Annotated in this window: 10 protein-coding genes; 3 read left to right on the plus strand and 7 right to left on the minus strand. The window is 71.1% G+C overall.

All coding sequences use genetic code 11. From position 1 onward, the window contains the following. Together ACFWW8_RS18900 and ACFWW8_RS18905 are read right to left on the minus strand one after the other, a co-directional pair. A partial coding sequence (locus ACFWW8_RS18900) for a TerD family protein (RefSeq protein WP_386530225.1) occupies positions 1-557 on the minus strand: 557 nt, incomplete at its 3' end. A gap of 104 nt (positions 558-661) precedes the next feature. Beyond that, positions 662-1828, minus strand: a complete 1167-nt coding sequence (locus ACFWW8_RS18905; RefSeq protein WP_386530102.1) for a serine hydrolase domain-containing protein — start codon at positions 1826-1828, stop codon at positions 662-664. A 155-nt stretch (positions 1829-1983) separates the two neighbouring features. Here ACFWW8_RS18905 and ACFWW8_RS18910 point away from each other — a divergent pair, with 155 nt between their 5' ends. Both ACFWW8_RS18910 and ACFWW8_RS18915 read left to right on the plus strand, forming a co-directional pair. After that, positions 1984-3297: a sensor histidine kinase gene (locus tag ACFWW8_RS18910; RefSeq protein WP_386530103.1), complete on the plus strand. Its 1314-nt coding sequence runs from the start codon at positions 1984-1986 to the stop codon at positions 3295-3297. Next, positions 3294-4022, plus strand: coding sequence for a response regulator (locus ACFWW8_RS18915; RefSeq protein WP_386530104.1), 729 nt, complete (start codon positions 3294-3296; stop codon positions 4020-4022). Before ACFWW8_RS18910 ends, ACFWW8_RS18915 begins: the two co-directional genes overlap by 4 nt. 23 nt (positions 4023-4045) lie before the next feature. On the opposite strand, the gene ACFWW8_RS18920 is transcribed toward ACFWW8_RS18915, so the two are convergent. From ACFWW8_RS18920 to ACFWW8_RS18930, 3 genes are all read right to left on the minus strand, one after another. Continuing rightward, a complete protein-coding gene (locus ACFWW8_RS18920) occupies positions 4046-4420 on the minus strand; it encodes a YbjQ family protein (protein WP_383919834.1) in 375 nt (124 codons plus the stop codon). 509 nt (positions 4421-4929) lie between these two features. Then, the gene (locus tag ACFWW8_RS18925; RefSeq protein ID WP_386530105.1) at positions 4930-6576 is read right to left on the minus strand and encodes a S1 family peptidase; all 1647 of its coding nucleotides are present in this window, start codon (positions 6574-6576) and stop codon (positions 4930-4932) included. Between the two features lie 112 nt (positions 6577-6688). Continuing rightward, complete coding sequence (locus ACFWW8_RS18930) at positions 6689-7210, minus strand: hypothetical protein (RefSeq protein WP_386530106.1); 522 nt, start codon at positions 7208-7210, stop codon at positions 6689-6691. A 603-nt stretch (positions 7211-7813) separates the two neighbouring features. Here ACFWW8_RS18930 and ACFWW8_RS18935 point away from each other — a divergent pair. Then, a complete protein-coding gene (locus tag ACFWW8_RS18935; protein WP_386530107.1) occupies positions 7814-11152 on the plus strand; it encodes an ALF repeat-containing protein in 3339 nt (1112 codons plus the stop codon). Positions 11153-11322: 170 nt separating this feature from the next. Here ACFWW8_RS18935 and ACFWW8_RS18940 read toward each other — a convergent pair whose 3' ends face one another. Continuing rightward, positions 11323-12594: a DUF6545 domain-containing protein gene (locus tag ACFWW8_RS18940; RefSeq protein ID WP_386530108.1), complete on the minus strand. Its 1272-nt coding sequence runs from the start codon at positions 12592-12594 to the stop codon at positions 11323-11325. Positions 12595-12596: 2 nt separating this feature from the next. After that, positions 12597-13169, minus strand: coding sequence for a toxin-antitoxin system, toxin component (locus ACFWW8_RS18945; protein WP_386530109.1), 573 nt, complete (start codon positions 13167-13169; stop codon positions 12597-12599). Between the last annotated feature and the right edge of the window lie 104 nt (positions 13170-13273).

Consider the following 13273-nt stretch of genomic DNA (forward strand, 5'->3'; position numbering starts at 1 on the left):
TGCGGCTGCGGCTGCGGCTGCGGCTGCGGCTGCGGCTGCGGCTGCGGCTGCGGCTCGTCCACGGTGATGCCGAAGTCCGTCGCCAGGCCGGCCAGCCCGCTGGCGTACCCCTGGCCGACGGCCCTGAAGCGCCACGCACCGGAGCGCCGGTAGAGCTCGCCGCTCACGAACGCGGTCTCCGGGCCCGCCCGCATGTCGAAGCGGGCCAGCTCGACCCCGGACGCCGCGTCGAGGAGGACCAGGTGGAGACCGGGCACCTGCCCGAAGGTCCCGCCGTCCGCCGACGCGCAGAGCAGAACCCGTTCGACACCGGGTTCCACCGCGGCCAGGTCGATCGCGACCGTGTCGGCACCGGGCCGCTTGCCGAGGTGGCACACGGCCCCGGAGGCATGCCGGGGCTGGTTGTAGAAGATGAAGTCGGCATCGGAACGGACGCGGCCGCGCGCGGTCAGCAGCAGCGCGGACGCGTCCACATCCGGCACCCCGGGCCCGGCCGCCCAGCCGAGGACGGCCCGGACGCCGGTCGCGGCGATCGGCAGGTTGGCGCCTTTGTCCATGAGGGTCACGGCGTCCAGTCTGCCGCTCCACCCCTACGGGCGGTAGCCGATGTTCAGTTCCGCGACGGACGCGACCTACCGCGCGGCGTGACGGCGGGCGCCCCTTAGCGGCACAGCGCCGTGTCCACGACCGCCTCTACGCGCCGCGTGCCCGAGATCTCGGCCGGAATGCTGGTCACCGCGATGTTCGCGGCCCGGCGCCCGTCGTCGGTCACTCCGCCCCGCGTCTCGTACCCCACGATGTCGCCCCCGTGGCCCCAGTAGACGCCGCCGCAGGACAGCTTCCTGCTCATGAGCCCCAGCCCGTAGTGGGCTCCGGTGTCCCCGACCGGGACGGTGGTGCGCATCTCGGCGAGCTGGGCGGGCTCCAGAAGGTCGCCGCCGAGGAGCGCGGTGAAGAAGCGATTGACGTCGGAGTTGGTGGAGATCATCTGTCCAGCCGCCCCGCCCGCCGACGGGTCGACCTGCGTGGAGTCGCGCAGCTCCCCCGCTGCCATCACGCGGTAGCCCTTCGGGTGGGGTTCCCGGATGCTCTTGTCGCCGGGGGCGGGGAAGTAGGTGTGCCGCAGCCCGATGCGTTGGACGACACGGCGGTCGATCTCCTCGGCGAGGGGCCGGCCGGTGACCTTCTGGATGATCAGGCCCGCGAGCACGTAGTTCGTGTTGCTGTAGCTCCACCGGTTCCCCGGTTCGAACTCGGCCTTGTGCTTCAGGGCGATGTCCACGAGGTCCCGGGGCTCGAAGTACCGGTGCGCGATCTCGTCGTCACTGATGTACGGCCCGTAGTCGGGAAGTCCACTGGTGTGCTGCAGGAGCTGACGGACGGTGATGCGCCGTCCGTCGATGCCGTCTCCGTGCAGGAGTCCGGGGAGATGGGTGTCGACCTTGTCGTCGAGTCCTATCTTCCCCTCGCCCACCAGTTGCAGCACGACGACCGCGACGAACGTCTTGGTGTTGCTGCCGATCCGGACTTGGCCGTCCTTCGGCACCTTCGCCCCGGTGGCCAGGTCACCGACCCCCGCCGTGTACGTCCGGGTGCGGCCGTCGCCGCCCCTGACGGTCGCCAGGGCGGCGGGCTGACCGTCCCGTACCAGTGCGTTCAGACCGTGCTGCACGCTGTCCGGCCGCGCGGCGGCGGACGCCGTGACCGGCACCAGGACTCCGGCGGTCACGATGGCGGCGGCCACCGCGGCTGCGGCGGCCAGGCCTCCGCGGCGCCCGCCGCTCCGCCGCCCGGTGGAAGGGGTTCGGTGCCCTGTCTGTTCGCGCATGAGTCAACTCCGTTGCTATGTCCGGCCACCCGTCGATCGGGCAGGGCACGATCATGGGCGCCCGGGGCTTCGGTGCGCATCGCGGGAAGGGGGGAGAACGATCTCCCCCGATGGGGGGAGGCTCCGAGGGGACCGCCCGTCCATACTGGACCATCATGATCAAGGGACTCCGGCCGCTGCTGCGCCGCTCCACGTACGCGGGTGCGCTGTTCGCCTATGGCGCCGTCCTCGCGAGCCTTCCCCTGCTGTCGTTCGCGCTGGTGCCGGCGTTGGTGTGGCGATCGGCTCCGGAAGGCGTGCAGATCCTCGTGGTCCTGCTCGTCTGGGGGGCTCTGATCGGCCTGGTCGGTCTCGCCCGCACCACCCGGCGGGTGCTGATCGTGTCCGCCCGGCGGCTGCTGAGGGTGTCACTGCCCGAGCCGGTCGCCGCCCGGCCGTCGGGGAGTTCGCTCCTCGGACCGGCTCCCACCGGGCCGGCTCCGGCCGCTGCGTCCCGCGCCGACCGCTGGCGCACTCCGCTCTGGCTGCTGCTGCACGTGACACTCGGGTGGACGGGCGCGCTGACGAGCGGGCTGCTGCTCTTCATCGGCCTGGCCCTGCCCGGTGGCTGGCTCGACGCCATGGTGAGACTGAGCCTGTTCGGCCGGACGGTACGGGTGGAGGGCGGCTGGCAGAGCTGGGTGGTCGGGGGCGGCTGCCTGCTCGTCGCCGCCGTCGTGTGCCTGCTGGTGACGAAGGCTCTGCGGTGGTCGGCGCCCCGGCTCCTGGGCCCCTCCGCGGCCGAACGGCTGTCGCTGGCGGCCGAACGGGAACTGCGGCTCGCCGAACGCAACCGGCTGGCCCACGAGTTGCACGACTCGATAGGGCACACGCTGACGACCGCCACGATCCAGGCCGCGGTGGCCGGCGAGGTGCTCGCCGCCGACCCGGTGGCGGCGCGCGCCGCCCTGCGCAGCATCGAGGACTCCACCCGGGCCGCGCTGGAAGACCTGGACTACGTGCTCGGCCTCCTGCGCGAGAACGAGACCGAGACGGCGCCGACCCGCACCCTGGCCGATCTGCCCGAACTGCGCGACAGGGTCCGGCACACGGGCGCGGCGGTGAAGTGGGAGCTGACCGGGGACCTGACGCAGGTGCAGGGGACGCTCTCACGGGCCGCGTACAGGATTCTCCAGGAAGGACTGACCAACGCGATGCGGCACGGCGCGGACGGCCCGATCGAGGTCCGCGTGGCGGCCGCTCCGGAAGGACTGGAACTCGGTGTGGTCAACGCGATCGGTGCGGGTGAGGGCGCGGGTACGAGTGGGGCTACGGGCCGGAGGCACGGGCATGTCTTTCCGACGTCCGGGCACGGTCTGACCGGCCTCGCCGAGCGCGTGCGGCTGCTGCACGGCGAGTTCGACTCCGGCCCGGACGGCCCGCGGCACTGGCGGCTGACCGTCAGCCTGCCCGTACGGTGGTCGCCGTGACCGATCCCGGCACCGCACCCGTCACCCTTCTGATCGCGGACGACGACGAAGTGACCCGCAGCGGTCTGCGCATCCTGCTCGCGGCGCAGCCCGGGCTCACCGTGGTCGGAGAGGCCGCGGACGGTGTGGAGGCGGTCGAGCGGGCGCGGCTGCTGCGCCCGGACGTGGTGCTGATGGACGTACGGATGCCTCGCCGCAACGGGATCGAGGCCACCCGGCACCTCCTCGCCGGACCGGGCAGATCGGGCGCGTCGGGTAGCGCGGCCGGGCAGGCCGGCTCGTACGGCGCACCCGGAGCCCCGAAGGTCGTGGTGATCACCACCTTCGAGAACGACGACTACGTGACCGCCGCGCTCAGTGCCGGGGCCAGCGGCTTCGTGCTCAAGCGGCTTCCGGTGCGGCAGATCGCGGAGGCGGTGCGCGTGGTGGCGGCGGGAGAGGCGATCCTCTTCCCGGCCACCCTGCGCCGGATGGTCACCGCCCGTCCCCGGAACTCCGCCGAAGCGCTGCCGAAGGCGGCCCTGACGGGACGGGAGGAACAGGTCCTGCGGCTGATGGCCACCGGCCTGTCCAACCCGGAGATCGCGGAGTCCCTCACGGTGACACTGGAGACGGTCAAGACGCACGTCGGGAACGTGCTGACGAAGCTCGGCGCGCAGAACCGGACCCACGCGGTGGTCATCGCGTACGAATCGGGACTGGTGACTCCCGGATTCACGGGCTGACGGGCCGGAGGCCCGCCGGCCCGTCAGCCGGAGGCGGGGACCAGGACGACGGCCGTGCCGTAGGCGCACACCTCGGTCCCGACGTCGGCCGCGTCGGTGACGTCGAAGCGCATCATGAGCACCGCGTTGGCCCCGCGTGCCTTGGCCTGCTCGATGAGCCGGTCCATGGCCTGGTTGCGGGTCTCCACCAGGGTCTTGGTGAGGCCCTTGAGCTCTCCGCCGATCATCGACTTCAGGCCTGCGCCGATCTGGCTGCCCAGGTGGCGGGAACGGACGGTGAGGCCGAAGACCTCACCGATGACCTGCTCGACCCGGTAGCCGGGGACGTCGTTGGTCGTCACGACGAGGACGCCCGTCTGCTGGGCCCCGGGGCCGCCGCCGTAGTCGTCTATTCCCATGGCACCCACTCTGGCGCCGCGGGGCACCGCCCGCATCCGGAGGAGCGGGGCGGCGCCCCGCGGCGCGGCGATCCCTGGTGCTGTGACCGGGAAGGTTCACCGGGTTGCTCGTCGCCCAACGGGAGGAGCTCGGCGCCTGGGTGTCGGGCCCCGGGATCCCGCCGATGACCTTCTGGGGCTACGGCTTCCGCGAACTGCCCCGCCTGGCCCGGATCACGCTGACCGCCGATGGGTGGACGGGCAAGGTCAAGCGCCGCCACCCGGCCGTGACGCCGCGCGGGCGGGCGCTGCGGATCGAGATCGCCGGGCGCTCGTACCGCTACCGGGTGCTCGACGGGAAGTGCCGCCACGAACTGCCTGCCGGACTTCTGGGAGCGGAGGAAGGGCACGGTCGGCGCGAACCCCAGGACGGCCCCCGTGCAGCGGCGCCGGATCCGTGCACGCCGGTGCCCGCCCACCGGCTCCCTGACGGGAAGGGCCGGCGGGCGGGCGTGGGGCACGGGCACGTATCAGAGCGTGCCGGCCATGGCGATGGAGCCGAGCGGGGTGGCGCCGATGCCCTCGATCGTGGGCACGGTGACCGGGTTCGTGAAGATGATCCCGGCGGAGATGCGGGCGGTCTGCACGACGCGGTTGTCACTGGTGGTGAAGGCGATCTCGAGGTTGTGGCCGACACCAGCGGCACCCACCGACTTGACGGTGATGTTGCCGAGGTGCGCGGTCAGCTCCTTGAAGGGCGCCCAGCTGCCGGTGCCGAAGCGCCCGGCGTGGTACTGGCGGGTGCCGTTGTCGGTGGCGATCACGATGTGGGCGGTGCCGCCGAGTCCGGCCATGGCCACGGAGCTGATCGGGCCGGTGGCCCCGGCGGCCTGGGCGACGTCGCCCCAGACGCTCCAGTGACCGGCCGTGGTACGGAGGGTGTGGTAGGCCTTGCCGCCGGTCACGGCGACGACCTGCAGCTGACCCCCGGTGCTGGCCGTGGCGACGGAGGTCACGCCGCTGATGGGGCTGCTCACGGCGGCGACATCACCGAAGGGGGCCCAGGTGCCGTCGGCTCGGCGCACCGTGTGGAAGACCTTGCCGTTGGAGACCGCGATGACCTGCATCTCGCTGCCGGTGGAGACGGCGGACAGCTGGGTGACGTTGGGGAGGACACCGGCCTGGCTGCCGACGTCTCCGAACGCGGACCACGAGCCGTCCGCCCTGCGGACGGTGTGGTGGATCCGGCCGTTGTTGCTGAGCGCCACGACGTGGGTGTCGCTGTTGATCCCCGCGACCGTGGCCGTGCGGACTCCGCCGATGTTGCCCGCCTTGGACTGGACGTCGGTGAACCCGGTCCAGGACCCGTCGGCCAGCTCGATGCCCTGGTAGACGGAACTCCCGGCCTGTACGACGGCCTCGGTCTTCCAGCCTTCGGTCGACGAGCGGACCTCCGCGGCCCACGTCTTCAGGTTGTCGGCGCGCGCGGAGATGGCCCCGGTCCGGGTTTCGGTGGCCGCAATACCGAAGCAACCACCTTGCCAGGAACGGCTGTTGACGCCGACGAGCCAGCCGTCGGCATTGAAGAGCGGGCCCCCGGTGTCACCCTTGCAGATGGCGTCGGTCCCCTTGCCCGTGATGGTGACGGTGCCGGTGTCGACCGCGTTGGTGGTGAAGGTGCCCTTGTGGAGCTTGTCGGGGACCCACTCGGTCTTCGTACGTCCGTACCCGGCGGCGGTGAGGTTCGCGCCGACTGCGGGGGCGCCCTGGGCGATCCTCGCCCACGGAACACCGGTGGCGGCTCCGGACAGGCGGCCCAGGACGAGGTCGCGGTCGGTACGGGGCACGAGGTCGATGACCTCGAACGTCCTGCCGTCGGCCAGCGTGGCCACGGACTTCATCGCCGGCTTTCCGGCCGGAACCGAGGCACCGGGAGTGCCGGCGAAGCAACTGGCGGCCGAGAGGATCCAGTTTTCGTCGAGCAGGGCCCCCGTACAGCCACGGGAGTTGGTCTCGTCGCCGATGACCAGCTTCACGACGGCCTGGTTCTTGAACTCGTCCGGTGCTTCGGGGCCGTTCACCGCGAGAGCAGGAGCGGCGGAAACCAGTCCGGCGGCAACCGCGGTGGCGGAGACCAGACCGGCGATCCGCGCCGGGCGCAGACGGGGTGCGTGCATGGTTCTTCCTTCGGTGAAGAGTGCATGGGGAAGCGATCGGGTGCCTGCCTGACGCGCGTCCGGCGGCCGTGCCTGCGGTGCCTGGCTGATCCCCGCCAGGCACGAGCAGGTGTTACTTGGAGGTCCGGATCTCCATGAGCATGAACTCACGGCCGTGCTCGTCGGCGCTCTCGCCCACCGAGGTCCAGGAGTCCTTCGCGACGTCCCATGTCTTCTCCTCCGTGCCGACCTGCATGTCGACCTTGGCGGAGTGTTCGCTGCCCTTGATGAGGAAGACCGCGGGGATCTCCAGGGCGAGGTACCCGTTGGTCCCGGTGACCCGGAAGCAGATCTTCTGCTGCGAGCGGGACCATATCTCCATGAGGTTGGTCGCGCTCGCACAGTCGGCGAGGAGGATGTGGCCGTCACCGCGCTTGAGGGTGATGTTCTGCTCGGCGAGGATCTTGTCGGCGTTCGGGTAGCCGAAGTCCTCGATGGCGTAGCCCGGGCCCTCCTCGGCCACGCCCTTCATCGCGATGGCACCCGTGGCCGCTCCGCCGGCGGCGGCGCCCGCGCCGGTGACCGCCAGCCAGGCCAGCGCTCCGGCGGCCGTGGCCGCGGCCACCGTGCGGACGAGCTTCTTGCGTGCCTTCATCCCTACCCCAGTCTTCAGTTCGGGCGACTTGCCCGGAAGAAAATTCATTCGGATGCGAAGGCTCGTGTCCAACCGACAGGAGGTACGCCAACTACGGGCGATCTCTCCCCGGAAGCCCCCAACTTCCTCCGGATCCTAACCTCATGTCTGGATCGGAAATCAAGTCCAGAGAAAGGCACATGAGGCTCCGTCAACGCGTTACGGATGCCAATGCGGATGACCGCGGGCCGCATTGCGCCGGGCTTCGCAGGGGTGCGCGTCGCAGGAAGAGGGCACCAACTCCCCGCCGATCGGTGATCTGAATCACACCGAACCTCCCCACCCGAACGGCCGATATGGGCAGTTTGCCGGGCCGTTGCCTGGTTCGCCGAGCGATGACGTCAGCCGCCGGACGCATCGGACCAGGGTGAATCATCGGCAGTTGATTCGGCATCATCTATAGTCTAGCCATCAGCGCTTGGCTCCCGTAAGGTCATGCTGCGCGCCTTCCGGGCCCCGTCATGCGATGCGCAGTCCGGCGCTTTGAACGCGAATCACACCTTGCCGCCCTGGCTCCGCCGCATTCTTTTGCCGCGCGCCATGTGCCGATAGCAAAGGATCGTTTTGGACACCATTTATTGGAATAGGCGGCGCATTCTCGGCGCCATCGCGGCCACCACGGCCGTCGTCACCACCTCCAGCCTCGTTCTCAACCCCACGGCCGCCTGGGCCGATACGCCACCCCCGGAAGCCGACCCGTTCCTCCTGCCGGACACCGACCGCGCCAAGGTCGTCAAGGCATGGGTCCTGGGCGGGACGGCCGTACGTGCCGCGGCCGCGGCCGCCCTGACCGGCTCCGACGCCGATGTGCGGAACTTCCTGACCGTCAAACTCGCCTCGGAGACCGCGGTCGACAACCGGGCCGCGATCCTGAGCCGTCTCGCGACGGTCGGGAAGGGCACCCGCCGCGAGGCGACTGCCGCGCTCAACGGCGGCGACTCCGCCGTCTCCGCCTTCCTCGAGGGCGGCTTCCAGCCGGCCCACATGGAGGACCTGCGGGTGGCCACCGCCACCGTGATGGCCACCGGCGGCAAGGCCGTGGCCAAGGCGGGCAACGCGGCCCTCAACGACGGCTCGAAGGCGGCGCTGGAGAAGTTCCTGACCGCCGACCAGTTCAAGGCCGGCCTGGAGGACATGCGCTTCGAAACCGCCAAGCTGCTGACGCTGGCGGGCCCCGAGGTGCAGAAGTACGCCAACAGGGCCCTCTCGGGCACGGAGTACGATCTCGACTGGTTCCTCGACACCGGTCAGCACATCGCGCGCGCCCGCGATCAGGAGCGTTCTCAGATCGAGGAGCTCGTCGCCGTAGCGGCGCGCGAAGGCAAGACGGCCGAAGCGAAGACCAAGCAGGCCGAAGAGGCCTGCGCCCGGGCCGTGGAAGCCGCGGCCAAGGCCAAGCAGGCCGCCGAAACCGCGGAAGCCGAAGCCCGCGCGGCGGAGAACGACGTAGTGAAGGCCGCCAGGGCGGCCCGCAAAGCCGGGGAGGCCGCGCAGGGCGCGGCCGACGCGGCCCGCATGGCCACCAACGCCGCCAACGCCGCCATTCAGGCTTCTCGTCGCGCCGCGAACGCCGCCATGGCGGCGAGCCAGGCGGCAGCCGCCGCGGGCAGGGCAGCCACGAAGGCGTTCACCTCGGCCGAAGCCGCCTCCAGGGACGAGACGAAGTCCGCCAAGGCCAAGGAGGACGCCGCCTTCTGCAGGAAGGTCGCCTCATTCGCGCTCCTCACGGCCGACCTGGCCGACCTGGCCGCCAGCGCCGCGCAGTCGGCCGCCGACATCGGCGGCAAGGCCGCCGGCGCGGCTCGCGAGGCCGCCGCCACGGCGGCGGACGCCCAGCGCGCTGCGGAGCGGTCGGCCGGTGTCTCCGAAGCGGAAGCCGCGAAGGCCGTCCGACACGCTCAGATCGCCAAGGTGAACGCCGAAGTCGCCACGAACGCCGCCGGAACGGCCCAGGCCCTCGCGAACGCGGCCGCGGCCGCGGCGCGCAATGCCCGCGACGCGGCCCGCAGTGCCGCCGCCCACGCACTGAAGGCCGCGGAGGCCGCCGAGTGGGCCGTCACGTACGCCGGCCAGGCGATCGACCACGCCAACAAGTCCACCGAGTTCGCCAACGAGGCCAGCAAGGCGGCCGACTTGGCCACCGAGGCGGTCGTCCAGGCGATCAAGGTGGAGAAGGACGCGCGCGAGGCCGAGCAGCAGCGGCTGGACCACGAAAGGCTCCGGGCGACCGAGGAGATGCGCCTGTTCGCCGATGCCGAAGCCCGCGAGGCGGCGGCGATCAAGGCGAAGCGCAGCCAGGCCGAGCAGACCTCCCAGGCGACCAAGAGCCTCATCGCGCAGGCCGAAGCGGCACTTCGGGCCGGGGACCTGACGGCAGCCACCGCCGCGGGCCGCAAGGCCGCTGTCGCCGTCATCGACTCCTACGGCATCTGGTCCCGGCAGGCGGCACAGTTCGCCCTGGCGGGCGCGGACGCCGACATCCACGTGTGGATCGACAGCGACCGGCAGATCGCGCAGCGGCAGGACGACCGGGAGACGGCTGTGCATCTCGCCCGGGTCTCCTCTTCGAAGGTCGGCTTCGCGGCGACCGCGGCGTTGCAGAGCACCGATCCCGAGGCACCTGCGACGTTCCTGCGCACCGGTGCGATCCAGGCCGCGGCCATGGACAACCGCGTCCTGGTCGCACGCCTGCTGACCGAGAACCCCGGCCGCGCGGTGGCCGCTGCGGCCGGAGCCGCGCTGAACGCCGGAACACCCCAGGCTCTGTACGAGTTCCTTCTCGGCACGTTCGAGACGGCGCAGCGGGAGGACGACGCGGTGGCCATCGCCGCCCTCCTCAACACCGCGGGTCCGTACACCAAGGCCCATGCCCAGGCAGTGCTCGAGGGTCCCTCGTGGATGCGCCGCAGGTTCATCGCCACCGTCCAGTACGAAACCGCGCAGCTCGACCACGACTTCGCCACCCACGTCGCGGCCATGCAAGGTGCCATTGCCGCGGCCGCGAAGATCGCCGACAAGGCGCAGGAGGATGCCGCCCGCGCCCAGGAAGCCGCAGCCACCGCCCGCAAGGCCGGCCAGGACGCGCAGATGTGGGCGGGGAAAGCGCTGGAGGCGGCTGCTCGGGCCGATGTCTCCGCCAAGAAGGCGGACGCCTTCGCGGACCAGGCCGAAGAGTCTTCCCGCAAGGCCCAGGCCTCGGCCAACCAGGCGAAGCAGGCCGCGTCGAACGCCCGTGCGGCATCCCGAGCGGCGAACTTCTCTGCCAACCAGGCCCTGAGTTCCGCCCGCGATGCGCGCGCTTCCGCCGACTGGGCCAAGGAGTCCGCGGCCCGGGCCCACTCCTCCTCGATCGCGGCGGGCGAGAACGCGGTGGCGGCGGCCGCCTCGGCCAGTGAGGCCCGTCGGGTGGCCACTCAGAAGCGGGACAGCCAGAATGCGGCAGCCGCCCAGGCGGCGGCGCAGCAGATGGCGTCGGCCGAGGCCGCCAAGACGAATCCGGCCGACGCCCCCGAGCACGACTCCGTCAAGCTCGGCATGTCGACGTCGGACTGGCAGCACTGGTCCCACACCACGCACGAGTGGGCCTTCCACACCGGGGTGGCCTCCGTCGTCGCCGGTGTCGCCGGTGTGGCCCTCAGGGCCGGGCCGCTGGTCCAGCTGGCTGAGGGCCTCAGCATCACCACGGTCGGACTCGACCTCGCGAGCGCCTTCTGCGCCGGCATGGGCTACGGCTGGAAGAGCGACAAGTTCCAGCAGTCCGCGGGCGTCGCGGCGCTCAGCCTCATCACCTTCGGGAAGGGGCAACTGGTCGCCAAGATCCCGGGCGTCTCGCACGCCGCCGGAACGCTCACGAAGGCCGCGTTCGACGGGTTCGGCGCGATCGTCAACCGCCTGGCGCACTGAAAGGCGGCGCACTGAGGAGCCCTGAGAGACGGCGGCGTCACCGCTGCCCCTCAGGGCGTCCGCGTCGGGGCACTCGCGCTTACCGATCGCACTCAACTGCCGTTGATGATCGATCAATGCGAGTTGATCTACCGGCCGTGAGCGACTAGCGTCTGCCTGGAACCCATCCGTCAGCGAGGGACCCCACGGGGGTGGGCCCCCTTGCCGACATGCCCACGCGCCCGCATACGCCGTCCCGGAGCAACCTCCGGCCCGACCGCCAGGGCCTGCGAGATCGACCCGAGGAGGTCACGGTCCCCCGCCTCCGCCGCGCGCACGGCGGCCGCCGCGAGAACGCCTTCCTCCGTCGAGGGTGGCGCGTTGCGGGCGCGGGCCTCGACCGCGGCCGTGAACATGGCGGCGAGACCTGCAGCCACCGCTTCGCGCTCCCCCGCCCCTCGCGCACGGCTCTCCCGGTAGGCGCGCTCGCGTACCGCGCCCGAGCAGTGGCCGCCCAGTTCGAACATCCAGTCGTGGATGGTGGTCATCCTGTAGAGCAGCACCTGCTCGGGACCCGCGTACCAGGACGGAGGAAGGAACATCGTGCGTCCGGGGGTGGGACCGGAACGCCGGACCAGACGCCACAGCGGCCGCAGGGCGGCGAGGGAGAACAGCGGGTGCCAGACCCGGTCGATCAGCCCGGGTCCGTACGCCGGCACGAGGAGTCCCACTCCGATCACGGTCCCGCTGGCCGACATGAAGTGCGACAGGCCTTCGTTGAGCGCGTCCCAGTCCCGGCCCGCCCAACGAGCGGCGATGGCGGTCAGCTTGAACAGGCCGAAGATGACGTTGCCCAGACCTCCGACCACCAGCACCAGCAGCCCCACCCACAGGGACGTGTCGAGCGCCGTCCTCTCCTCGGGGTCGGCCTTCCTGCCGATGTCGAGCATCCAGCTCCAGCACAGGCCGGTCGTGGCCACGCCGGCGGCGACGTACGCCAGCAGGTAGAGCACGAGCATCTCGCTCACGAACGGCGTGGTCGCATAGTAGGTGTCGAAGTCGCGGGGCCGCTCCGACGGGACGTCCGCAAGGGCGAAGAGCCCTACGAGGGCCGCGATCACCACTGCGCAGCCGGCCTTCCACCCCCGTACGCGCCGGCGCGTACGGGCGGACTCCGTCGCGTCCGCCCGCCAGTGGACCAACAGCACCAGGGACGCGCACGCATAGGCCGTCATGATGCAGTGGACGAGGAGGGCGGAGAGGTTGCTGATGCCGGTGATCCGGTTGACCGCGGTGACGGTGGGCGGAGCGGAGAGGAGGAACCCCGCGCAGGGCAGGAGCAACAGGGCGTGCACCGCCCTGACCGCCGGTTCGCGCCACCCCCGCACGAGCGCCGGTGACTTCACCAGCACGGCCGTGCCCAGTACCGCGGCGGGGATGTAGTAGTTGGCGCCGTCTTGCATCGTCAGCGTCCCAGCGCCGCCCGGATGCGACCGACCATCGCGTCGGGCGGCGTACTGCTGCGCGCGCCGAGGAGGAAGGGCAGGAACTTCGCGGCCAACAGCCGGCCGAACTTCTCCGCGCGCCGTTCCTCTTCCAGGTCGTAGTCGGTGCGCGCCGAGACGTACGACACCGCGTCACCGAGGTTCCACCGGTCTCCGAGCATGCGCGCCGCCGCGGCGACGGCCCGGTCGGTTCCGTCGGTTCCGTCGGTTCCCTTCACGCTGCGGCGACCGAGGCTCGCCTCTTTGCGGTGCCACAACTCGTGCCCCAGGATCACCATCTGGTGGAGCGGCAGGGTGTTCTTCTCCACGACGACCACTTCGTGATCGCCCAGGTCGAGCCACAGCCCACTGACGGTGTCCGGGGGGAACGGCTCCAGGATGAGGCGCACCTGGCGCCCGTCCGCCTCCGTCAGATGGGCGCAGACCGAACGCATCAGGTCATGCGTGGTCTGATCGACCGGACGCATGGCCCCCGCGAACAGCTCATCGCGATGACGCTTCATCGTGCGGGATGTCATCATCTCGTCCCACATTTCTTCCCCACCCAGACGCAACTCGGCTCACACCGCGCTTCCTCGGACTCATGAACCGTGCGCGACATTCTGTCAGTTCATACCACTGACGCCCCCGCCGGTGG

Origin of the sequence: Streptomyces sp. NPDC058701 (assembly GCF_042715295.1) — a bacterium.
Taxonomy (GTDB): Bacteria; Actinomycetota; Actinomycetes; order Streptomycetales; family Streptomycetaceae; genus Streptomyces.